Annotated in this window: 19 protein-coding genes; 18 read left to right on the top strand and 1 reads right to left on the bottom strand. The window is 43.7% G+C overall.

Going from position 1 to position 23,614, the window contains the following annotated elements; genetic code table 11:
- The first annotated feature begins 3 nt into the window (after positions 1 to 3).
- The 11 genes from DXB91_RS11715 (at position 4) to DXB91_RS11670 (ending at position 15,720) form a co-directional block, all read left to right on the top strand.
- Entirely contained in the window at positions 4 to 2,835 is a 2,832-nt protein-coding gene (locus DXB91_RS11715; protein ID WP_118018144.1) for an ABC transporter permease, read from the top strand.
- A gap of 3 nt (positions 2,836 to 2,838) precedes the next feature.
- Positions 2,839 to 3,519: an ABC transporter ATP-binding protein gene (locus tag DXB91_RS11710; protein WP_015533878.1), complete on the top strand. Its 681-nt coding sequence runs from the start codon at positions 2,839 to 2,841 to the stop codon at positions 3,517 to 3,519.
- Entirely contained in the window at positions 3,509 to 4,627 is a 1,119-nt protein-coding gene (locus tag DXB91_RS11705) for an ABC transporter ATP-binding protein (protein WP_330416385.1), read from the top strand. Before DXB91_RS11710 ends, DXB91_RS11705 begins: the two co-directional genes overlap by 11 nt.
- 76 nt (positions 4,628 to 4,703) lie before the next feature.
- Positions 4,704 to 6,278, top strand: coding sequence for a hypothetical protein (locus DXB91_RS11700; protein ID WP_118018142.1), 1,575 nt, complete (start codon positions 4,704 to 4,706; stop codon positions 6,276 to 6,278).
- Positions 6,279 to 6,511: 233 nt separating this feature from the next.
- Positions 6,512 to 6,847, top strand: a complete 336-nt coding sequence (locus tag DXB91_RS11695; protein WP_022216248.1) for a metal-sensing transcriptional repressor — start codon at positions 6,512 to 6,514, stop codon at positions 6,845 to 6,847.
- Between the two features lie 65 nt (positions 6,848 to 6,912).
- Positions 6,913 to 9,453: a heavy metal translocating P-type ATPase gene (locus DXB91_RS11690; protein WP_118018140.1), complete on the top strand. Its 2,541-nt coding sequence runs from the start codon at positions 6,913 to 6,915 to the stop codon at positions 9,451 to 9,453.
- A 13-nt stretch (positions 9,454 to 9,466) separates the two neighbouring features.
- On the top strand, positions 9,467 to 10,999 hold the full coding sequence (cls, locus tag DXB91_RS11685) for a cardiolipin synthase (protein WP_015533874.1): 1,533 nt from the start codon (positions 9,467 to 9,469) through the stop codon (positions 10,997 to 10,999).
- 15 nt (positions 11,000 to 11,014) lie between these two features.
- The gene (locus DXB91_RS11680) at positions 11,015 to 12,790 is read left to right on the top strand and encodes an O-antigen ligase family protein (protein WP_118018138.1); all 1,776 of its coding nucleotides are present in this window, start codon (positions 11,015 to 11,017) and stop codon (positions 12,788 to 12,790) included.
- A 146-nt stretch (positions 12,791 to 12,936) separates the two neighbouring features.
- Positions 12,937 to 14,157 (top strand): tyrosine--tRNA ligase, encoded by a 1,221-nt coding sequence (tyrS, locus tag DXB91_RS11675; protein WP_118018136.1) that lies wholly within the window; start codon positions 12,937 to 12,939, stop codon positions 14,155 to 14,157.
- Positions 14,158 to 14,171: 14 nt separating this feature from the next.
- The gene (locus DXB91_RS14040; RefSeq protein WP_147343991.1) at positions 14,172 to 14,369 is read left to right on the top strand and encodes a hypothetical protein; all 198 of its coding nucleotides are present in this window, start codon (positions 14,172 to 14,174) and stop codon (positions 14,367 to 14,369) included.
- A 4-nt stretch (positions 14,370 to 14,373) separates the two neighbouring features.
- The gene (locus DXB91_RS11670; protein WP_158564609.1) at positions 14,374 to 15,720 is read left to right on the top strand and encodes an MFS transporter; all 1,347 of its coding nucleotides are present in this window, start codon (positions 14,374 to 14,376) and stop codon (positions 15,718 to 15,720) included.
- A 44-nt stretch (positions 15,721 to 15,764) separates the two neighbouring features.
- Here DXB91_RS11670 and DXB91_RS11665 read toward each other — a convergent pair whose 3' ends face one another.
- A complete protein-coding gene (locus tag DXB91_RS11665; protein WP_118018132.1) occupies positions 15,765 to 17,765 on the bottom strand; it encodes a hypothetical protein in 2,001 nt (666 codons plus the stop codon).
- A gap of 357 nt (positions 17,766 to 18,122) precedes the next feature.
- On the opposite strand from DXB91_RS11665, the gene DXB91_RS11660 reads away from it, so the two are divergent.
- From DXB91_RS11660 to DXB91_RS11630, 7 genes are all read left to right on the top strand, one after another.
- Positions 18,123 to 18,923 carry a LytR/AlgR family response regulator transcription factor gene (locus DXB91_RS11660; protein WP_118018130.1) on the top strand — a complete coding sequence of 267 codons (801 nt, stop codon included), beginning with the start codon at positions 18,123 to 18,125 and terminating at the stop codon, positions 18,921 to 18,923.
- Positions 18,920 to 19,384, top strand: a complete 465-nt coding sequence (locus DXB91_RS11655) for a hypothetical protein (protein WP_118018128.1) — start codon at positions 18,920 to 18,922, stop codon at positions 19,382 to 19,384. Before DXB91_RS11660 ends, DXB91_RS11655 begins: the two co-directional genes overlap by 4 nt.
- 102 nt (positions 19,385 to 19,486) lie before the next feature.
- On the top strand, positions 19,487 to 19,675 hold the full coding sequence (locus DXB91_RS11650) for a hypothetical protein (protein WP_015533868.1): 189 nt from the start codon (positions 19,487 to 19,489) through the stop codon (positions 19,673 to 19,675).
- 166 nt (positions 19,676 to 19,841) lie between these two features.
- Positions 19,842 to 20,876, top strand: coding sequence for a hypothetical protein (locus DXB91_RS11645; RefSeq protein WP_118018126.1), 1,035 nt, complete (start codon positions 19,842 to 19,844; stop codon positions 20,874 to 20,876).
- Between the two features lie 342 nt (positions 20,877 to 21,218).
- Positions 21,219 to 21,449 carry a hypothetical protein gene (locus tag DXB91_RS11640; RefSeq protein WP_118018124.1) on the top strand — a complete coding sequence of 77 codons (231 nt, stop codon included), beginning with the start codon at positions 21,219 to 21,221 and terminating at the stop codon, positions 21,447 to 21,449.
- A 288-nt stretch (positions 21,450 to 21,737) separates the two neighbouring features.
- Positions 21,738 to 22,562 (top strand): sel1 repeat family protein, encoded by an 825-nt coding sequence (locus DXB91_RS11635; RefSeq protein ID WP_118018122.1) that lies wholly within the window; start codon positions 21,738 to 21,740, stop codon positions 22,560 to 22,562.
- A 72-nt stretch (positions 22,563 to 22,634) separates the two neighbouring features.
- Positions 22,635 to 23,417, top strand: coding sequence for a hypothetical protein (locus tag DXB91_RS11630; protein WP_118018120.1), 783 nt, complete (start codon positions 22,635 to 22,637; stop codon positions 23,415 to 23,417).
- Positions 23,418 to 23,614 lie beyond the last annotated feature (197 nt).

Genomic DNA, 23,614 nt, shown 5'->3' with positions numbered 1-23,614 from the left:
ATAATGTTTAAATTTTTATCACATAAATTATTGAACAAGAAGTGGTTAAATGCATGTCTCCTGCTTGGAATCATATTGCTGGTGGCTGTTGCATCGTGCAACCCAATGTTCAAAAACGGAGCGCTGGATATGCTCATGTCGTCCAAGTTTGACGCGGCGATGGTAGAGCAGAACAAGTATCCGGCAACTATCGGCAGATCAGGCTCATGCGCGGTAGACGATTATGCCGATGCCGATGCAGTGCTTGGCAGGATCGGCAAATATGAGGACATGTGGAACTACTACATGGAGATAGATGCTCTGCAGAAGCAGACCAGCCTGTCACTTCAGGCGGGTTACACCCAGAGCAACCTGAATCACAGGACCAGCTTCAACATGACATATATGCCACAGATAGAGGATCATGTGAACATAACATATGGAACGTCACTCGAGGATGCCAAGACAGAGGATGGTGTGTATCCTTGTATCATCTCACAGAGAAACCTTGACAAATACGGCCTTGTCGTTGGAGAGGTATTCAGCATAGATACCGGACTCAGCGATGCCGTTGACTCACAGGGCAATCCTATGAAGTATCAGATCGTAGGTGTATTTGAGGAGAAGGATTACTCAGACAGCTTCTGGTATGACCAGCTTGCAGATCTCGACAGCGAGGTATATGTGAAGAAGGATGACTTCAACGACATGATAGGCAAGTACGGCTTCCTCACAATATACTACGTGGATCACGTCATGCTTGACTACTCACAGATAACACACAAGAATGCCATGGACACGTTGTATTATCTCCAGTCATTTGAGAAGTCAGATAAATATTTTGAGCAGAATTTCAGCAGTGTGCTCATAGATTATAAAGGCGATGCAAGAACCATCGGTATAATCATATGGGTTCTGGAGCTCCCAATACTGGTTCTGCTTCTGGCATTCATTTACATGGTATCAAGTCAGATACTTGAGATGGAGGATGGAGAGATCGCCATGCTCAAGAGCCGTGGTACCAGCACGAAGCAGGTTCTCGGAATATACCTTGGACAGTCGGCAATACTGTCGGCGATAGCCATAGTGATAGGTATCCCTATAGGATATCTTCTGTGTAAGCTTGCGGCAAGCACGGATTCGTTCCTGCAGTTTGGATTTAAGGATACACATTTCTATGGAGTAGATCCGTGGATGATAGTATACAGTCTGGCTGCCGCTGTTATAGCTATATTATTTGTGACACTTCCGGTGTTCAAATACGCCAAGAACTCCATAGTAGAGCAGAAGAGCAGAACAGGAAAGGTAAATTACAAGCCATTCTGGGAGAAGTTCTTTGTGGACGTCATCCTTGTGACACTTTCAATATACCTCCTGTACAATTACAACAAGCAGAAATCGACGATAGCACTCGACATACTTGCGGGTTCAAGACCTGATCCGGTCATCTTCCTGAACTCCTCACTCTTTATATTTGCAGTGGGACTTCTGGTGCTTAGACTCATCAAATATCTGATAAGACTGATATACAGGATCGGAAGAAAGAGATGGTCACCGGCTGTGTATGCATCATTCCTGCAGATCACACGTACGGTCAAGAAGCAGGGATTCATATCGGTGTTCCTTGTAATGACAATAGCCATGGGTATGTTCAACTCGAACATGGCAAGAACCATAAATAAGAACAAGACACAGCGAATAGATTACAATCTGGGAACGGATCTTGTGGTACAGGAGCAGTGGACCAGAGGAACATACATAGACAAAGACAAGAAGACCCACTGGTATTACACAGAGCAGGATTTTGAGAGATTTACAAAGCTCGAGGACAGCCTGTGTGACAAGGTGACAAGAGTCATATACGACGACAATACCGTCATAAAAGCGGGCGGCGAGGAGTTGGCGGGCAGCGTACTCATGGGTATCAACACCAAGGAGTTCGGTGAGACGGCCAGACTGCAGAGCGGACTCAACAAGGAGCACTGGTACAATTACCTGAATGATCTTGCAACAGTGTCGAATGGAGTCATCATTTCATCAAACCTTGCAAAGAAGTACAATATAAAGGTTGGAGATTCCATAAACTATGCGAGATACAGTCCTATTGCAAGCAAGGAGAAGGAGGAGATCGCATCTCCTAGCGGAACGGTATGTGCCATAGTGGATGCATTCCCAGGATTCCAACAGTATGTGTATGAGAAGGATTCCGAGGGAGAGATGCAGGAGGTGGAGAGATACCTCGTAGTTGCCAACTATGCATATGTTGTTGGTGCATTCAGTCAGACACCATACCAGGTATGGATGCATCTCAAGGATGGTGTGGACTACAAGGATGTACTTCAGGCACTCAGTGATGAGGATGTCAATATAGTGCAGTATGAGAGTGTGGATAAGGATGTGTCAGAGATGCAGGAGTCACCTCTGGTGCTCATAACAAATGGTCTGTTCTCACTGTCATTTATCATAGCGATCATACTTTGTACGGTGGGATTCCTGATATACTGGATAACATCCATCAAACAGAGAGAACTTCTGTTTGGTATCTACAGAGCTATGGGTATGAGCATGCGTGAAATCAACAAGATGCTCATAAATGAGCAGATATTCAGCTCGGTACTTGCCAGTCTGGCGGGATACGGAGTTGGTGCTGCGGCTACGGCGCTTTTCGTCAAGCTGGTTGCCGTGGTTTATCTGCCGGAATCACACAACATAGCGATATCGATAGCTGTGGATCCCTACGACATCATAAAGCTCACAGCGGTTGTTGTATTTATGTTTGTTGTATGTTTCGTAGTCATAAGAACTATATTGAAGAAGATGAATATAACACAGGCATTAAAGCTGGGGGAGGATTAATCTATGGATGAAATTATGATAGAGGCACATGGAATCAAACGCTGTTTCAGACTTGGAAGCGGAGAAGATTTCTATGCACTCAAGGGAATAGATATAACAGTCCCGGCTGGAAAGCTCACTATACTCAAAGGTCGTTCAGGATCGGGTAAGACGACACTGCTCAATATCCTGAGCGCGCTGGATGAGCCTACTGAGGGCGAAGTGATAGTCGGCGGCCACGTGTACAGCGAGATGAACGAGAAGGAAAAGGAGAAGCTGAGAAGATACAATATAGGATTTGTATTCCAGTCGGTTGCCCTGATCCCGATTATGAGTGCATATGAGAACGTCGATTTCGGACTCAGACTTGCGGAATATGAGGGCAACAGGGATGCCCGTATAAAAGAAGTGCTCGATCTGGTGGGTCTGTCATCCAGAATGACGCATTTTCCGAATCAGATGTCAGGTGGTGAGCAGCAGAGAGTTGCCATAGCCAGAGCGGTGGCTCATAAGCCAAAGGTAATATTTGCTGATGAGCCTACAGGAGCCCTTGATACGGCTTCGGGACTTGCGGTGATGAAGCTGTTCCAGGAGCTGGTGTACAAGGAAGGAATAACGATAGTCATGACGACACATGATCCGAAGCTTATGGAGCTCGGTGATGTAGTATATGAGATAGAGGATGGTGAGATAGTTGAGCGATAAGCATTTATTCAGAAAAAAGAAGAACGATGCTGTGGAGCCTGAAACTATAGCACCGGATGTGGAGACACAGGACATGGAGAACACGGATGGCCAGGAGGCGCAGGAGTTCGTGTACGGCATGGATCTTCAGGAAGACGAGGGCACTGACAGCGGGAAAGCCGTGGAAGCAGATCCTGAGGCTGGCACAGATAAAGAATCCGGCGGGGAGCGCCTTGGCTCGGAGGAGAATATCATAGAGTGTGACAGCCTTGTCAAGATATACAAGACTGACGATGTGGAGGTCATGGCTCTTCAGGGGCTGGAGCTCAACATCAAATACGGCGAGCTCATGGCGGTCATCGGAAAGTCGGGATCAGGAAAGTCCACACTCCTCAATATGATCGGAGGACTTGAGAGACCTACGGCCGGAAAGCTGTATGTCGACGGCAAGGATCTGTTTGCGATGACGGATAAGGAGCTTGTGGAGTACAGAAAGCACACTGTAGGATTTGTGTGGCAGAAAAACTCCAGAAACCTTTTGCCATATATGACAGCCATAGAGAATGTTCAGGTACCTATGTACTTCGACAAGAGCAACAAGGAAGACAAGTATGCAAGAGCCCATGATCTGCTCTGCAGAGTGGGACTTGAGGACAAGATAAATTCATATCCATCTCAGATGTCAGGTGGTGAGCAGCAGAGAGTTGCCATAGCCATAGCCCTGGCAAATAATCCGAAGATACTTCTTGCGGATGAGCCGACGGGAGCCGTGGACAGCAAGACATCCAACATGATACAGGATCTGTTCAGAAAGCTGAACGAAGAGCTCGGGATAACGATAATCATAGTTACACATGATATAAGTCTTGCAAATAAGGTGGGACGTGTGGTTATGATTGCGGACGGCAAGATTAGCACAGAGAAGATCATGAAGGAATCTTACAAGGACAGAATGAACGAGCTGACGACAGATGGCTTCTCATCTGATGATTCACATGAGGAGTTCTCGATACTCGATAAGGCAAATCGTGTACAGATAAGCCCTGATATGCTGGCTGCTGCCGGAATCGACAGCAATAAGGTCAAGGTTCAGGTTGTTGACGGCAAGGTCATCATCACAAAAGAGTGATAGCAGATGGTGTTGTGTCAGCGGGAAAAATATATTATAATTACTTCAATTAAGTAAGGAAAGGTTGGTATTTTATATGAGAAAAGCGGGTTACAAAAAAGCGGCGGCGCTGCTTTTGGTGACATCACTTGTGGCAGGAACTGCGCTCACAGGATGTGGCAAGAAGAAGGTGGATTACAACATGGGAGACGACGAGAACGGCGGTGGCGGCGGTAAGCTGGCATCAAGACTCGACGTACCGGAGTCATACAATGGCAAGCTTGAGGGTATCAATGCAGATACAGGTCTCACAGATGTATCCATAAATGCCACAGAGATAGAGGTGCCTGACACAGATAAGATGTCAGTGCTTTACTATGAGCGTAACAATGTAGACAATGACTATAAGAAGCGTGTGTGCGAGAATATATTTGACGTGAGCGCCGGTGTATATGTATATAACTGGGATAAGCCATACAAGGAGGATGTACAGAGAGAGATAGATTCACTTCAGGCTATGATGGATCAGGCAACATCGGATGATGACAAGAGCTATTATGAGGATTACATGAAGACCCTCAAGGATCAGCTCAAGACAGCGTCTGATACGAGAGAGGGTGCCGGAGATTACAGTGGAGACACATTCGTCGGATCTGTAGGGGACAACGAGTTCATTGTAACATTCTATGGAAGTGGCGATGACATGTCCACAGGCGGTGGATTCTCACTGGATTACTATCCATCGGATCAGCTTATACAGTACAGACCTAAGGATGGCGCAACAAGTGTATACTGCTACAGCAGTGAATATTCTGACGAGGAGGCTTCCGCAAACACAGCTTCTATCAGTGCGGCAGATGCTGAGCAGAAGGGAACAGATTTCCTTGCATCATGTGGAATCTCAGATGTCATAGAAACAAGTAATTTTGATCTGCTGTGGGATTACAGCGATGCATCAAACAGCACAGTTGCCGCAGAGAAGAATGGTTACATGGTAACATATAAGCGTTCTGTGGACGGTGTGGCTCCATATACACCTAATGTATACGGCCTTGATTCCCTTTCGACAGGGGATGACTCAGTATATTATGACACCATGGATGAGACATTCCAGCTCGGCATTGATGACAATGGACTTATCTCAGCATATTGCCTAGATTCCTTCAGGGCAACAGGAGACAAGAAGGACAATGTTGATCTGATAAGCTGGGAAGATGCACTCAAGAAGCTTCCAGAGGCTGTAAATAAGTATTACACAGACAACAAGACACAGTACAGCACCATCGAGTTCAACGATGTAAGACTTACATACTACAAGCTCAAGGATGGAGATAAGTATACATACAGCCCTGTATGGGTATTTGCACAGTGTGACAAGATGGGGGACGGAAGCCTTGATAAGGATTATCCAATACAGCTCATCATGTTAGATGCAACTACGGGAGATATGATAGATCTTAAGGATGTCCTGAACCAGCAGACATATGATTCATCTGTAGTTGATTCTGTTATTGACAGTGATTCAGATTTTGATATAAGTGACGACAGCCTCATTGATGAGACTGATATAAATGATACTGACGATGCAGACAGCAGTGATGAGTCAAGCGCAGATGCGATTGATATCGGAGATGCTGATATTGACATGGGCGATCAGGATACAACAGAGTAAATAAAACTCAGACATATAGGTTAAAGGAGAAAAATCCTCATAGACTGATAAAGTGGTATAAATATTGGTCTATGAGGATTTTTTATTGTTGACATATACCCCTATGGGGTATATAATCCGTGGATGAAAAGAGAATTGTCAAGTTTTCTATGAAAACTTGACATGTAGCTCCAGTCATTTGCCGAAGGCAAATTTTGCATGGCTGGAGTTCAATAAGGATGGAGGAAAGATATATGGAAGAACAGAAGAAATGCTGCTGTCATCATGGCGGAGAGATAAGCGATGTGGAAGCCAGGGTGAGGACAAGGACAGACGAGGAGTATAAGAAGCTTCTCAACAGACTGAACAGGATAGAGGGGCAGATAAGAGGCGTGAAGAGTATGCTGGAAAATGATGCCTATTGCACAGACATTGTGCTCCAAGTGTCGGCGATCAATGCGGCACTCAACAGCTTCAACAGACAGCTCCTTGCCGAACATATCAGGACCTGTGTTGCAGATGATATAAGAAATGGCAAGGATGATACTATAGAGGATCTGGTAAATACGGTTACCAGACTTATGAAATAGATATGTCAGTTATTGGCAAGTGCAGTTACGAACTGACTGATGCTTGATAAAGAAAGGTGAAATATATGGACAAGTACAATGTGACAGGAATGACATGCAGTGCATGCAGTGCAAGAGTCGAGAAGGCCGTATCCAATGTTGAGGGAGTTACCTCGTGTCAGGTGAATCTCCTGACCAACTCCATGATGGTGGATGGAACAGCCGACAGCGGAACTATAGTGGCTGCAGTTGAGAAGGCAGGATACGGTGCGAGTCTGGCGGGTGGAAGATCTGCTGGCGGAAATACTTCACAGAGCAGCGGTTCCGGTGAGAGTGAGGCGGACAAAGAATTTGGAAAAATGAAGAAGAGACTGGTGGAATCAGTTATAATTCTTATTCCCCTCATGTATATATCAATGGGACATATGATGTGGAACTGGCCGCTGCCAAGCTTCTTTGACGGCAATCATGTGGCGATGGGACTCACGCAGATGCTGCTAACCATAATTGTGATGGTGATAAATCAGAGATTCTTTGTGAGTGGATTTAAGGGAGCTATACACGGCTCGCCTAATATGGATACGCTGGTGGCCATGGGCTCAGGTGCCTCATTCATATACAGCGTGTACGTGCTCTATGCCATGACAGCGGCGCAGACAGCAGGTGACGGTGAGCGTGTCATGACGCTCATGCATGATTTTTATTTTGAATCTGCGGCCATGATACTGGCGCTTATAACAGTCGGCAAGACGCTTGAAGCATATTCAAAGGGAAGAACCACGGACGCACTCAAAGGTCTGATGGATCTTGCCCCGAAGACAGCCGTTCTCATCAGAGATGGTGAGGAGGTCACCGTGGATATAGACGAAGTTGCGGTTGGAGATATATTTGCCGTTAGACCGGGTGAGAGCGTTCCTGTGGACGGAGTAGTCCTTGAGGGGGATTCCGCTGTGGACGAGTCAGCTCTCTCGGGTGAGAGTATACCTGTGGATAAAACTGCAGGAAGCCGTGTGTCTGCGGCGACGATCAACCAGTCGGGTTATCTGAAATGTCGTGCTACACAGGTAGGTGCGGATACCGCACTGTCCAAGATAATAGATATGGTAAGTGATGCGGCGGCTACCAAAGCTCCAATAGCAAAGCTTGCTGATAAGGTTTCGGGAGTGTTTGTACCTGTTGTCATACTGATAGCATTTATCACGATGATAGTGTGGATAATAGTGGGTAAGGATGCCGGTTATGTGCTGGCGAGAGGAATATCGGTACTTGTTATAAGCTGCCCATGTGCACTTGGACTTGCCACACCTGTTGCGATCATGGTGGGAAATGGAATAGGTGCCAAGCACGGAATACTGTTCAAGACTGCGACTGCTCTTGAGGAGACAGGAAAGAGCAGCATAGTGGTCATGGACAAGACCGGAACGATCACAAAGGGAGAGCCTGTAGTGACGGATATACTGGCAGCCGAGAATGTCAGTGGTGACGAGCTGATGCAGAAGGCTGCGGCTCTGGAGAAGCTGTCAGAGCATCCTCTGGCAAGAGCTGTGGTTGGATACTACAGTGAGAATTACCAGACAGGTGATGCACAGAAGGATAAAAATTATGAGGTATCCGATTTCAAGGCTGTTGCGGGCAACGGTCTGATGGGAAGTTTGAACGGCAGAAAGATCATCGGCGGAAATATGGATTATATAAAGGGATATGCAGATGTACCTGAGACGATGAAGGACAGTGCGGAGAAGGTATCACAGCAGGGAAAGACACCTATGTTCTTTGCCGAGGAGGCTGACGGAGATTACAGAGTCCTTGGAATAATAGCCGTGGCGGATACTGTGAAGGAGGACAGCGCTGAGGCCATAAGCCAGCTTCAGTCAATGGGACTTTCAGTAGTTATGTTAACCGGTGATAATGAGAGAACCGCAAAAGCCATAGGAGAGCAGGTCGGCGTGGACAGAGTAATAGCGGGCGTGCGTCCGGACGGCAAGGAGAGCGTTGTGCGCGATCTCATGCAGAAGGGGCATGTGATCATGGTTGGTGATGGAATAAATGATGCCCCTGCACTCACAAGGGCAAATATAGGAATAGCCATAGGTGCAGGCACGGATATAGCCATAGATGCTGCGGATGTTGTTCTCATGAAGAGTGAGCTCACAGATGTTCCGGCGGCCATAAGACTCAGCAGGGCAACAGTTAAGAACATAAAAGAGAATCTTTTCTGGGCATTTATATATAATATAATTGGAATACCACTTGCCGCCGGCGTGTGGATCCCGATATTTGGCTGGACGCTCAATCCTATGTTCGGAGCGTTTGCCATGAGCCTGTCAAGTTTTTGTGTTGTTACAAATGCGCTGAGGTTGAATTTGACAGACATTTATGATAAAAATAAAAGATATAGAATCAAGGAGGACAAAGTTATGACAAAGACAATGAAGATCGAAGGTATGATGTGTGGACATTGTGAAGCCAGAGTCAAGAAGAGTCTTGAGGCCCTTGACCAGGTGCAGGAGGCTGTAGTCAGCCATGAGACAGGAACAGCGGTTGTCACTCTCAAGGCAGACGTTGATGACAGCGTGCTCAAGAAGACAGTAGAGGATCAGGATTATAAGGTGACATCAATTCAGTAAAGGCAGGAAATATATGAAGAAGATACTGAACAGATTGCTAAGCAGAATGGTAATAACGTGCTTTCTTGTGGTCGTCCAGTTGGCGATCATGATACTGGGGGTTGTTTTTCTTCAGGACAGATATATCTATATATCGGGTGCTCTCAAGCTGCTCAGCGTAATAGTTGTAATGTATCTTATAACAAAGGATACTAACCCTATGGTAAAGATGGCATGGATGGTGCCGATACTCATATTCCCGGTGCTGGGAGGTCTCATGTATGTGCTCTATGGACATGTGCTGATACCTAAAAAACTCAGAAAGAATTTTCTGCGGGTTCTCCAGCAGGAGGTATATGAGAACGTCAAGGGGGACAACTGGGTCCCAGCGGAGAATTTAAAGTCGGAGCCTACATACAGGATATGTAATTATATGGAGAATGTGGCTGAGGCGCCTCTGTACAAGCATACCAGTGTAAAGTATTATGCCATAGGCGATGATGTGATGGATGATCTCATCAGAGACCTGGAGAGTGCGGAGAAGTATATATTCATGGAATATTTCATCGTGGACAAGGGTTATATGTGGGATACCATACTTGAGATATTGAAGCGCAAGGCTGCGGAGGGACTTGATGTCAGGTTCATGTATGATGACATCGGATCTGTGTTCAATGTGCCGAAGTATTACTGGAAGGAACTTGAATCCTACGGTATCAAATGTATGGCGTTCAATCAGGTGGTTCCATTCTTTGCCACTATCTTCAATAACAGGGATCACAGGAAGATCACTGTTATTGATGGCAAGATAGCTCACACCGGCGGTTACAACATGGCTGACGAGTATATCAACAAGATAGAGAAGTACGGCAAATGGAAGGACAGTGGAGTGAGACTTGAGGGCGAGGGCGCCTGGAGCTTCACTGTTATGTTCCTTCAGATGTGGAACAGCTTCAGATATTCAGAGGGAAGCTACAACAACTATAGACCGGCGGAGATCGACTATAGTGGCGTAAGTGACGGATATGTTCAGCCGTACAAGTCCAGTCCTCTGAGCGGAGAGAATGTGGGTGAGAATCTGTACATGCAGATGATAAATGATGCACAGGAGTACATTTATATATTTACCCCATATCTTATCGTGTGTAACGAGCTCATGATGGCACTGAAGCTGGCAGCCAAGAGGGGCGTGGATGTGCGTATTGTTACGCCGGCCATCCCGGACAAGAAATATATATACAAGATGACCCAGTTTAGCTACAAGGAGCTGCTTCTGGCGGGTGTGAAGATATATCAGTACACGCCTGGATTTATACATTCAAAGACTTTGCTCATGGATGGCAAGCTTGCATCTGTGGGATCCATCAATCTGGATAACAGGAGCTTCTATCACCACTTTGAGTGTGGAACTCTCCTGTATGACTGCAAGGCCATAGAAGATGTGAAGAAGGATATGATGGATACATTTGCCGAGTCGGAGGAGATAGATATTCCGTGGTGCAGAAATAACATAAGCAGGGTGAATATACTTGGTGCGATACTCAGATTATTGTCACCGCTTTTATAAAAGGAGTATAGCCGTATGGGCAGAAAAGACAACATTGCAGGAGACGGCAGGCGGGAACTTCAGAACGGAATAACCACATTATTTCTTATATATATGGGGGCTGCATATCCCCTGATAATTCATGACAGATATTTTGATATAACAGTAACCAAGTACAGGGCGTTTTATATTGCACTGTGCATATATGCGGTGCTTATGGTGCTTGCGGTGTTGGTGGATGTGCTTGGACGAAATGTCAGCACAGGGCATGGGTCGCAGAGCTCAGGCGGGAATGAGGATGCTTCAGCAGGGGCGGCACATGGCAGCAGGTTTATCGGACGCCTGAGACATTTTATGGATATGCATAATATCATGGCCATGGATATATTCATGGCAGGATTTGTTCTGGCAAATGTTCTGGCATTCTTTATGTCAGGGAATAGGGCAGCAGCATATACAGGCGAGGAGGGCAGAAGGTGCGGACTTCAGTTCGTGCTGCTGGCCTTTTTCCTGTATGTGTGTATGGCGAGATATTGCAGGATAAGGCGGTATGTGGTGGTCATATTCATGCTTGCGGGCTCATTTGTGGGAATTGTCGGCATATGCCAGTTCATGGGATATGATTTCCTTGGACTCAGGGAAGGGCTGATGCAGAGCATAAGAAATGTATACATATCCACATTTGGCAATATCGACATATTTGCAAGCTTCCTGTGCGTGCTGGTTCCGATGGCAGCCGGGGCGTATATCAGCTCGGAGGGAAAAGAGAGCATAGTGATACGGATAACAGCAGTCATCGCTGTGCTCACAGGAACAGGTGCGGTGATCATATCCAATGCAAACCTTGCATACGCAGGTGTGGGCGGTGCCATGATAGCTGCGTGGATATGGGCGTCATACCGTGGAAGGATAAGAGAATTTGCGGATGTATGCCTGGTCATGGCGTGCGGAGTCCTGGCGATCAGTATTATGCTGGGACAGACGGACAGTGGATATTCGGAGCTTGACGGACTGAGCTGCTTTGTGAGTGACAGCCGGATGGTGTGGATAGTGTCCGTGGTCGTTCTCGTTGTATGGGCGGCCATAAGGCTGGCTTCAAAGTGGACTGTGAAGTTCCGCGGAAAGGCAGCTCTTGCTGTATCGGTCGGCGTATCAATTGCAGGCATCGTGGCTGTTGTTATATATGTGGCGCACAACCACATGGGTATATTTTCATTTGAAGATTCCTGGGGAAATTACAGGGGTTTTGTGTGGAGGAGACTCATGGAGGCGTACAGGGATTTCAGTGTTCCACAGAAGCTGTTCGGTTATGGAAATGAATCGGTGAAGTCGATCATGACTGACAGATACTACGACGATATGATGAATGCGGTGGGTGTTATATATGATAATGCTCACAATGAGTATCTGCAGTATCTGATAACTACCGGAATATTCGGGGCGGTGAGTTATGTGGGGCTGCTGGTTACCACAGGTGGTGCTCTTGTGAGAACTGCGGTATCAGAAGCTGCGATGAATGAGAATGAAAACGCAAGCGGACAATCTGCAGGAAAAAGATCGAAGGAGAAGAAGACCTCGAGAGATTCAAGGGCTGCAAGAGATTCAAGGACTGGCTTGGAGTGCCTGCTTGGGTACGTTGCGGATGAGGGCGGTATGATAGCTGTGCTGTTCGGGATAACCGGGTATGCCGTTCAGGCATTTGTCAATCTTAACCAGTCGCTCACAACACCATATATATTTCTGCTTATAGCCATGGCAGGAGGACTGTGCCGCAGATACAGGTGTCGATCAGAAATCGGCGGCAGAAAATGATGTGTGAAATATGATTTATAAGAAAATAATACAGGGAATTGTGTGTATATACTTGCCACAGTGCATAGCAAAATGTTATAATATTTGCCTGTGTGGTGCTAGTGAACCGCACATTGAATAAATAAATACAGGAGGTCTAGAGGGACATGCAGATTTATGACGAGCTTGTAGCCAGAGGGCTTATAGCGCAGACAACAGATGAAGATGAAATTAGAGATTTAGTAAATAATGGTAAGGCAGTATTCTATATTGGCTTTGATCCGACTGCTGACAGCCTGCATGTAGGCCACTTCATGGCGCTCTGTCTGATGAAGAGACTTCAGATGGCAGGCAACAAGCCTATCGCGCTGATAGGTGGAGGTACAGCCATGATCGGTGATCCATCAGGCCGTACAGATATGAGACAGATGATGACAAAGGAGACTATCCAGCACAACGTTGACTGCTTCAAGAAGCAGATGAGCAAGTTCATAGACTTCTCAGAGGACAAGGCGCTTCTTGTCAACAACGCAGACTGGCTTCTCGACCTGAACTATGTAGATGTTCTCCGTGATGTTGGAGCATGCTTCTCAGTCAACAACATGCTTCGTGCAGAGTGCTACAAGCAGCGTATGGAGAAGGGACTCAGCTTCCTTGAGTTCAACTACATGATCATGCAGAGTTACGATTTCTACGCACTGTACCAGAAGTACGGCTGCAACATGCAGTTCGGCGGAGATGACCAGTGGAGCAACATGCTTGGTGGTACAGAGCTTATCAGAAGAAAGCTTGGCAAGGATGCATACGCCATGACCATCACACTTCTCCTCAACTCAGAGGGCAAGAAGATGGGTAAGACCCAGAAGGGTGCTGTATGGCTTGATCCTAACAAGACATCACCATTTGAGTTCTACCAGTACTGGAGAAATGTGGCAGATGCAGATGTTCTGAAGTGCATCCGTATGCTCACATTCCTTCCACTTGAGGAGATAGATAAGATGGATAGCTGGGAGGGCAGCCAGCTCAACCAGGCAAAGGAGATCCTTGCATACGAGCTCACAAAGCTTGTACACGGCGAGGAGGAGGCTGCTAAGGCACAGGAGAGCGCAAGAGCACTGTTCTCCAAGGGTGTTGCAGCAGACATGCCATCAGTAACACTCACAGCAGATGACTTCAAGGACGGCGTCATCGATATCGTGTCAGTTCTCGTTAAGTCAGGTCTTGTTACATCACGTAACGAGGGCAGACGTGCCGTAGAGCAGGGCGGTGTTGCTGTGGACGGCGAGAAGATCGCAGATGTCCAGATTACAATTCCAGAGGAGAAGTTCGACGGAGAGGGCGTTGTTGTGAGACGTGGTAAGAAGAACTTCAGGAAGGTTAGTAAGTAAGAGACGTTGACGCTTTGAGTGATATCAAGGCGAATGGACAGTGGTTATTCAAAAAGGGAAGCGATGAGCTTCCCTTTTTATGTACTATAAGGAGGAAAATATTGGGAAAGTCACAGATAATACGGAGAATACATAGGTCGGCATTAAAATATAAAGAAATATTTGTTGGAAATACATATATGTTTGTATTCAATATAGCATCGGATGAATAGCGGCATGGAGAGATATAAAAAGAAAGGGTTGGCAGTTTCGGTTATCACAGTCTCCGTGCTTATAATCCTGATCCAGTTCATAGATTCCTACTGCACAGAGATATTTGGAAGAACACAGTCGCTGTCGGCAAGAACATTCTTAATAATTCCAAAAGGAATGGACGGAGACTCCGCCATAGCGTACATGAGCAGAATGATGCTGCCATTTTATTTTATCGGGATGCTCACTCCGTTTGTCAGGTCGTATACTGATATAATAGGCAGGAAGAGGATGCTGATTATAAATGTATCGCTCCTTATGGCAGGAAGTGTCATATGTATATTTGCAGAAAAGCTACCGATATATCTGCTTGGAAATGGTGTGCTGATACTTGGATACTCGCTCGACATACATATGATATATATAGTTGATGCCATCGACAGGAGACATCGGGCAACAGTCAGGGGTATATGCGGAGGCGTGTCCATGGCAGCGGCTATGTGCATACCTCTGCTCCGCTCGCGGTGTGTGAGCAGCGATGGAGGAAACTGGCAAATACTGTTTTTGGTGGGAATAGTTGGCGGGATGCTGTGTCTTACACTGGTTACGGCGTACAGATTCCCAGAGAACGGTGCGGATGATATACAGAATGCAATGGAAGATGGGGAAGCAATCTGCAAAGTGTCCGCTGTAAAAGAAACTTTCGGTGATGAGAACCGGGCGTTGGAAGCAGAAAAACATGGCAGCTCAGACAAAGAGAATGATAAGCATATACATTTTATCAGAACACTAGGAACTCTGTGGAGACAGCCGGATACTAAGGGGCTGCTCATAGGAATAAGTGCGGTGGGACTGGCGACCGCGGGCATAACATACTACAATGAGCCGATGTGTGCATTTTCAGGCATGGGAGAACATGCCGTAAATACAGTGCTGCTTGTCCAGCCGGTCATATCACTTATTATAAATGTTGTCACAGGAGTTCTTGCCGACAGGGTGCAACGCACAAAGATCGTGAGGCTTGGGATTGCCTGCAGCTTCGTGTTCGGTATGGCATTCACATTTGGAGCCGGACACACTCACTCGGCATTGCTGCTCGGCGTGCTGTGGGGATGTATGCATGGATTTTATTTCTCGGCAGAAGAACTCATCAATCTCATGGTGATGGAAAGCGTGAAGCCAGAGGTCAGAGGAAGGGCATCGGCTGCATCTACACTTGCGTATGGCATAGGAGACCAGCTCGGCATATTTGCAATAAGTCTGGTCGTTGGTGTGCTTGGAATGAGAATTACAAAGCTGCTTTTTATCGGCATACCGCTTGTGTTAGCTGCAGTGCTTATCAGGCAGTTCACTGCACGTAAAACAGAATAGTTACGAACAAAAGAGGACATATCAGATGTGATATGCCCTCTTTTTTACAGCTTGCGGATACTGGTTTTTATCTTTTTGTATTTCAGAAAAGGATATATTGTAAATGCCCACAGTATATAGATGACAACCAGTGCCGGGAGATATATAAGGTTACGTAGGCTGTTTGTGTGCCATACAGCCAGACTGAAGTAGGCGACAAATATGCACAGCGCAACATCCGTGATCAGGTGCTGCTTCTGATTTACTATGAATGTCGGATGATATCTGTCATCAGGCGGCTGTATATCCGATGTGCAGATGCCTTGTTCATACATGCTGAAATTGTAATTGTATATTCCGCGGGCAATTGCAAGCTCAGATATGCTGCCAGCGTATAGATGATGTCTGAACAATTGGGTGGAGTCAGAGTTTTCCGCATCAGGATTGCCTGCATAGAATGAAAATTCTGCCATTTTCTGAAAGTGGGCTCTTGCTCTCAGCAATATAAGAATGTTGAGTATTCCGCTTATGAGAATGAGTATCATCGAGACGGAATAGAGCATTGTCGCAGTCGGCATGCGAAAATATTCCAAATCAGGTCTGACAAGCTGGAGAATCTCGGCTACAACGCCGATGGACGACAGCGTTATGATGAAAGCTGTCATGGTAGCCCAACTGTATCTCGCCGTATCAGACACCTGATCATAAATATATCTTATGCAGTCTTCACTGTAATTGGTTAGTCTGTTATACATGGTATGTCTGAAGGAATCCATTTTGGGGTCGTAATCCCATGCGCACATGCGGGCTGCCCCGTACGCGGATGAAGGAATGCGTTTAGTAGCTTCATCCATAAAATACATATCATATTTTTTATAAGCTATGTGGTCGTATAGCATGCTGTCAATCATTAGCACTGCACCAAATGAAAGACTGACGAGAGCCACCAGCAGTGGAAATGAGTTCACCACAAATGACAGTACGACATAGCAGCCTCCCAGTATACAGAACAGAGTTATTATGATTCGTCTGTTTCTCTGTATGGCATTGAAGGACTTTGAACAGTTCTGAAAATGATTCCAGGTGATGCTGTAGGTGTTGTTCTTCTCGTCTAGGACAGAATGCTCTAGTATGAGGCTGAGCTCAGAGTATTTTCTGTGCAGTGAGAATGGAATGAACCTGAGAGATGTGAGTATGATGGAAGCACACAGCATGGATATGATAAACATGTTCCATTTGAAACTGGTTTCGTCGTAGCTGTCCATCAGCACTGTCGAAAATACAGCCCCCAGCATCTGTACAGAGTAAAGCACTATGAGTGTATATGTTGCAAATGCCTGAAGTCTGTCAGTACGCCTGGCATCATTCATCAGCTTCTGAAAATGTGGGTTGTTCAGGTCAATTGCAGGAGCCGTCTTACCTGACTGCGTATTTTTTCTGGACAGAGCGACCTCGGAGGCATATGCCGGAAAGTTGACATCGTCAAACAATGCATATAAAAGGAAGGTCGTAAGATATTCTGAAGGTGATGCGCATCTGAACAGAGAGCAGTAACTGGTTAGTTCAATGTCACAGGCCATCACGTTACTCAGATATGATTGGAGTTCCGTGATAAATTCCTGCTTCTCATTACATTTATTTTCTATAAGGACAGCTAAGTGAGAACACAGCTTGTCATAATCTATTGACTTCAGTATTTCTCTGATCGCAGGAGGCTGCTCATTTCCGCTGTAGTTCTTGTTTGCCAGGTTGGAAAAGAACACTCCCAGCTTAAGGCCTGTCGGGTAACTCTCATTTGGATGGATGAGGTAATACATAGGCTGCCTTGGCGATAACGCTGCCGCTTTCAATTTTTCAAGTGAGGAGTCCTTGAACACAGAAAAAGACAGAATTTTGTCAATGTCATCGCATTGATTCGTATTCTGTGTAAAAAATAACTGGCTGAAAGTGTGCTTATTGGAATAAGAAGAAGTCTGCGGAACTATGGGTATATCAAGCCCGAGATAGTTTATAAACAGATCTTCAAGTGAGCAGATATGCTCAGCTGGTCTGGTGCGGTAGTTCATATGTGTATCCTCCCCCTCGTATTATTTGAAAATATAAGCTTTGTAACCGGCTACATATGAATATATACTATAAATCGTCGCTATTCAACAAAATAAGTTGGATTTTTGTGTAGAAATTGGACAAAAAATACATTCGGTGATGGAATGAAATGAAAAAGACCAACACGATGAACACTGGACATTGAAAAATGTAATATAGACAACGCGATGACAGGAGTGCTTTTTTCAATGGCTGAATTATATATTACTTTAGACTTTTTAAAGTATGGTAATAATTGAATAACCTCCCATATTTCGCTACAGTCAGAGGGTAATGAGGTGGAGATCCGCATAAATCGAGGGGAGAGAGATTCAAATATGAAGATAGGTGTGTGTGACGTAAACCCTGCCGAGACAGCAAGGACAGTGTTTCTATTAAATTCGCAGCTTAGAAATCTTAAGGAAAATTCCAGAAATACAGAAAGAAATCTGAAAAACAAGGCAGACCATGTCTCAAAAGTACGTGATTATCTGCAAAACAAGTGTATTGGTTATGATGATGTGACGATTATTTCATATAACCTTGATTTGGTAATGTTAGATCTCGATGATCAGAAGTTCGACTGTGATATCTTTATATCAGAACTGTCATTTCCTGGCGGCAAAAACGGTGTGAAGCTCGCCCGCAAAATCAATGACAGTGTCCCATCATGTAACATAATCTTTTACACAAATAAAATTCCAGACGAATTGGATATTTATGATGCCCGGCATGTGAACTGCATGCTGAAAGGCAGGCACGATGCGAGACTTGTGACACTTGTGGACAAGCTCATGGATGAACTGCACAGCGACGAGCGCAAGCGTTTCGTGAAGATCCGGTACGACAGAAATGTCAACATCCTCGACTGCCGCGACATAATGTACATACGAATAGAGAAACGCGTGACGAAGTATTATACGACAAGGAAAACGGATAAATCAGACGGTGTGTTCTATGAGTACAGGCCACTCAGCGAGATCGTGGAGGAGCTTCCCGATAATTTTGTGAGATGCTCGGCTGCAGCTGTGGTGAACAGAGACTATGTGAGAAGCTACAACCATCAGGTGATCACGATGATGGATGGTGAGACGGTGAAGGTCGGGAGAAGGTATGGGGATGTGGTGATACAGGTATGAGAAGAAAAGATATCTCAAGCAAGGACAGCCCTGGGGTGTGTATTTCAGGTTGTGTATACCATGACATCATGAAGACAATTGGAAGTGTTTCACCAGAAATGGGAGGAATACTTGGCGTAAGAGGAAATATCATAGAGAAATTTTTCTTTGATGGACAACACAGCAGCTATGAAAAAAAGGAATCAGTATATATACCAGATATTTCAAAACTTAATAGTGTTTTGCAGAGTTGGTATGAAGAAGGTATAACATTTGCTGGCGTGATACACAGCCATCCGTTGGATATGAGGAAATTGTCCGCTGCAGATGTTGTGTATGCAAATCGCATAATGAAGGAGAATGGCTTGAAATATGTACATTTTCCACTCGTATTTCCCGATGATGGGACTATTATCTGGTATGAGGTGAGTTCTGGGGGAGCGGTAAATGAACTTACATATGAGGTGAAAAAGGATTTCTAATAACAAATAAAATAATAGGAAAGCAGATAAAAAGGTACATTATTTTGAATGTCATATAGTGTGTGTTCAAAAATGTAAATAAAATGAATGGAGGAAAAGACAATGACGAAAGAGAAAAAGTGTGTGAAAATCCCGGAGGGAACATGTTGTGCGTATTGTTGTGGCGACTGCGGCTGGGCTGATCCAAATGAGAGAGACAGCAGTGGTAAGATATGGTGCACAAGAAACAGAGCTTATTACTATCCATCAGAAAGCTCTTCGGGCTGCAACGGTTACTTTACAAGAAAGTAGTTAGAAGTAGTTAGCACAAAAGAGAAAAAAGGTCCTGACTCTGGATGTAATTAGACTTTTGGCTGATTGCATTCAGGGTTTGGGATGTTTCGCAATTCTTTTGTTCAATAAAAATGTATGTTTTTACTTAAAATATATGATTAAACAAGGAAGGAATGGTAGAAATATGTTTTTTTCGAAGAAAAACGCAGATAATAATTATTTCGCTTTAAAGGATAAGGTGCTAAAAAATTTTGAAATGTACCAGCATTTCCCTACATATGAAGATCCACATGTAATCAGAGATAAGTGGAGTGAGGAGCTGGAAGACGCAAAATCAGTCTACAAATTGTCAAAAAAATATGTTGACACAGAAGCTGATGTTGTAGTTTTAAAAAATGTAATAGATCGTTCAAAGGAAAGGGTGCAGTTTTACAAGCATGCTGCAGATGCTTTGGACTATAGACTGGCAGTAGCTGATGTTAGGGGAAAATTTGAGGAATATGATGAAGCTATAAGTAATAGTGAGAATTTAAATGATGGCGAAGGCTGGTATGACAAATGGAGAGATTTGTATGAAAAGACTTTAAGTCTGTATAAGGATAGAAATAAATATGCTGGTGATGAGTATGATTCGGCTAAATTGCCAGATATATACTATGATTCTATGTTTTACTATGCATTTTTTACTTATTATTTGATTAATTTTGATGAAATATCAGATGCAATAAAAGAAGTGTATAGAAAACAGAGACTCTTGGAAGGAGCATTAAAAACATCATCTGGTTATAAAGGTTGTAAAGACGACCTAAAATTCAGACTTTTAAGGGGTGTAATTCATTTTGAACTTGGCCAGGAGTGGGTTGAGTATGCTAAAGTTACGGGACAGGATATGAGTACAATTAAAAGTAAATTTGACGGAGAAAGAAGCAGTTCTTATACAGAACTTAAAGTTTTAAATGATGGTTCAAAGATAAAACGACCGTGTTCATGGCAGCTTATAGAGTGGCATTTATATAATAAGGGAGTATGGTGTGCATATTCATATCTTTTGTATAATTGTAAGGATTTAAAACGTGCACATGATTTACTTCAAAATGAACTTGATCAGCAGAGCCTTGCGATTAAATTAGAAATGGTTTCAAAGGATTTTGCTGATGAATTGGGAGCTGAACTTGCACTATTCCAAAAAAGCGTATTCGGATGGAAGTATTTGGGGTAAGGATTGCGTATGCTTAATCAAAAATCACTCGATTGCACATCATTTAGGCAATGTTGAAAATCAGCTTTCGAATTGTATGTTTGTGGAAAATTTTAGTTACACATAAAACTACCCCAAATAAGGAAAATTATGAATTAAATTATAAGGTGACATAAATATCTAACTAGAAAATAAAAAATAGAAAGTGAGGATATTTTTATGGGAAAATTTGATCAGATTGCAAGTTCGGAGGAAAACAAAGTATTTATGGATTAAGCAGTATCAACAGTGAGGGACTGGATAGCTGAGAATCAATGGAAATCAGATAAAACCTCTTTACGCGAGGAGGAGACCCTGTTTGAGATGGTATTCAATCTGGAGAACGGAATCTACAGGGTGCGAATAAACATCGAGAGTATTCCAAGGGAACTCAAGGCAGAGGTTGTAATACCAGTGATATTAGAATCAAAGTACAGTTATATTGTGTGTGAAGAGATCGTGAAGAGAAACTTTAACAGGCGATTTTGTGCTTTTCAATATGACATGATAAGTGGGAATTTGATCTATAGATATTCAGTTATGGTTGATGATTAAATTACAGAGAATATGCTTGACTGGGCTATGGCAATAATAATTTCCACAGCCACACAGGAAACTTTGTATATCAGACGATACAGCGTTGGCAGATTGAAAGACAAAGAGAAAGCAGAAGTGCTAAGTAAAATAACTTCGCTTGTTAAGGATTTGACAGAGGAATAGAGGAAAGAAATGTACAGTTATAATGCATATAGACATAGAAAACAGCCTAACAATCTATGAAATAGTAGCGAAGCAAGCGAATATGGTATAATTTTTATTATTGTAGAAAGAGAGGAGAGGGTAATGACATTAGACGAAGCGATAAAATTAGCTGAAAATGGGAACGTGGATACCATGATTGCGCTGGGAGATTATTATGTGGGAACAGGGGATACTGGAGATTTGAGAGATGCCTTGAACTGGTACAAAAAGGCTTGCGAAACTGCACCTGATCCAATTCAGTATGAATCCCATCCAAGAATAGCACATGCATATGCTCAGTCTTGTTCTCTTATGGGCATGTATCTGGTAGCAGAGAAACAGGTGACAGGGGATTTGAAGGCATGTGTAGATTCTATAGTTGAGTATTATAAATATGCAGCGAAATTAGGATATATCAATAAACACAGACCAGAGTTGACGGCCGGTATGGAGGAAAGGATATACAAGAGTTATGTTGATGCTTCATATTGGTATGCAATGTATACATTCATAATTGGAGACTATGTTGCAACTAAGAAATTGTTGATCGATACAGGATCTGAAGATGAGAGGATAAAGTTGCTATTTGCACAGTGTATTTTTGGCGAGACGGATATAACTGTGAATCTACAGGGGATATTTGATTTCTATAATATGGTTCTTCCGTTTGCGAGCGATGAGATATACGCTGATAAACCAAAGGATAGATACGAAGAGGGGGTATATATGGCAAACTTGCAGGGACTTGCAGAAGTTGTAAGATTGGGCGTGGGATATCAGGGAATGATACCTTCAGATGAACGTGCATATGAAATATTATGGTTTGCAAGTACACATATGCAGCTACAGTCAACGAAGGATATTATAGATGAATCATTGAGTCATTACAAAAAAGGTTTGTTTGGCAGTGTGAAGTATAAAGAATGAGATTGAATGTAACACAAGTACGCAAAATTGAACTTCAATATTTAATAATTAGTAGACACGGGGGTATAATTTATGACAATCGAGGAAGCTGAAGCAAGAGCAAATGCTGGAGACATTGAATATATGTTATTGCTTGGTGAGTATTATGCAGGACAAGGAGAAAAATCGGTACCGGGACTGGCTGCCAAGTGGTTTAATAAAGCATGTGAATCAATGGATTTATCAGATGTATCCAAATTATCGCCGAGAGTGGTGAAGGCATTGTTTTATTTGAGTGGGTTTAATAGTATTTTGCTGACATTGGGGATAGAAGGAGAAGGCTTGGATAAATGTAAGGAGAATGTACTGGATTATTATAAGTATTCTTATTTGGTTGATGCGTATCTAAAAACACATCAAGCTATTGAAGGGATAGACAGTAGAATGGCATATAATAATTTTGTAGATGCGTCATATTGGTATGGATTTTATTTGTATTTGCAGGGAGCGGAAGATGATGCTATGCGTGTACTTAATTTAAATGACAAGAAATCTAGATTATTATACGCTCTTTGTTGTAAAGTAACAGATTCAAATTTCGATGATTATTGTAAATTTATATCATTTGTAGAAGATGATGTGGAACTAGCAAGGACAGAGAAGAACGCATATCAAGAGCTTGTTTATTTGGAAATAGTAAAAAAACAGGCAACTATAATAAGAATGATGGAAACACAGAATTGCATTGATAGGGCATACAATTTCCTTATGATGGTTTACAACGAGATTAGGAATGAACAGTTAAAACAGGGACTGGCAGAGGAATTGGGGCACTATAGAAAGAATATTTTTGGAAAAATGAAATATGTAGAATAGCATTCCGTTCAACAAAAATATAGTATGAAATCATGGAATGCAAACGTGGAAAGGAAAACAAACGAATACCTTGTAAACGATTTATATGAGTACAAAAGAAATGTGGGATTGCAAAAAATCCAGTAAACTAACATTATATGTTCGAAACTGACAGAGGAATAGATGGATATAACGTTATATAAGTACATATAGACATA

Origin of the sequence: Coprococcus sp. OM06-34AC (genome assembly GCF_003462545.1) — a bacterium.
Taxonomy (GTDB): Bacteria; Bacillota; Clostridia; order Lachnospirales; family Lachnospiraceae; genus Coprococcus; species Coprococcus aceti.
Note: the sequence above shows the minus strand (reverse complement) of the source record. Positions and strands in the feature narration are given on the sequence as shown.

Bases quoted from the DNA above. Each gene is read 5' to 3' on its own strand.
- tyrS (WP_118018136.1), top strand. From the start codon at position 12,937: ATGCAGATTTATGACGAGCTTGTAGCCAGAGGGCTTATAGCGCAGACA.
- DXB91_RS11715 (WP_118018144.1), top strand. From the start codon at position 4: ATGTTTAAATTTTTATCACATAAATTATTGAACAAGAAGTGGTTAAAT.
- DXB91_RS11630 (WP_118018120.1), top strand. From the start codon at position 22,635: ATGACAATCGAGGAAGCTGAAGCAAGAGCAAATGCTGGAGACATTGAA.
- DXB91_RS11660 (WP_118018130.1), top strand. From the start codon at position 18,123: ATGAAGATAGGTGTGTGTGACGTAAACCCTGCCGAGACAGCAAGGACA.
- DXB91_RS11655 (WP_118018128.1), top strand. From the start codon at position 18,920: ATGAGAAGAAAAGATATCTCAAGCAAGGACAGCCCTGGGGTGTGTATT.
- DXB91_RS11670 (WP_158564609.1), top strand. From the start codon at position 14,374: ATGGAGAGATATAAAAAGAAAGGGTTGGCAGTTTCGGTTATCACAGTC.
- cls (WP_015533874.1), top strand. From the start codon at position 9,467: ATGAAGAAGATACTGAACAGATTGCTAAGCAGAATGGTAATAACGTGC.
- DXB91_RS11650 (WP_015533868.1), top strand. From the start codon at position 19,487: ATGACGAAAGAGAAAAAGTGTGTGAAAATCCCGGAGGGAACATGTTGT.
- DXB91_RS11695 (WP_022216248.1), top strand. From the start codon at position 6,512: ATGGAAGAACAGAAGAAATGCTGCTGTCATCATGGCGGAGAGATAAGC.
- DXB91_RS11665 (WP_118018132.1), bottom strand. From the start codon at position 17,765: ATGAACTACCGCACCAGACCAGCTGAGCATATCTGCTCACTTGAAGAT.
- DXB91_RS11690 (WP_118018140.1), top strand. From the start codon at position 6,913: ATGGACAAGTACAATGTGACAGGAATGACATGCAGTGCATGCAGTGCA.
- DXB91_RS11710 (WP_015533878.1), top strand. From the start codon at position 2,839: ATGGATGAAATTATGATAGAGGCACATGGAATCAAACGCTGTTTCAGA.
- DXB91_RS11680 (WP_118018138.1), top strand. From the start codon at position 11,015: ATGGGCAGAAAAGACAACATTGCAGGAGACGGCAGGCGGGAACTTCAG.
- DXB91_RS11635 (WP_118018122.1), top strand. From the start codon at position 21,738: ATGACATTAGACGAAGCGATAAAATTAGCTGAAAATGGGAACGTGGAT.
- DXB91_RS11700 (WP_118018142.1), top strand. From the start codon at position 4,704: ATGAGAAAAGCGGGTTACAAAAAAGCGGCGGCGCTGCTTTTGGTGACA.
- DXB91_RS11640 (WP_118018124.1), top strand. From the start codon at position 21,219: ATGGTATTCAATCTGGAGAACGGAATCTACAGGGTGCGAATAAACATC.
- DXB91_RS11645 (WP_118018126.1), top strand. From the start codon at position 19,842: ATGTTTTTTTCGAAGAAAAACGCAGATAATAATTATTTCGCTTTAAAG.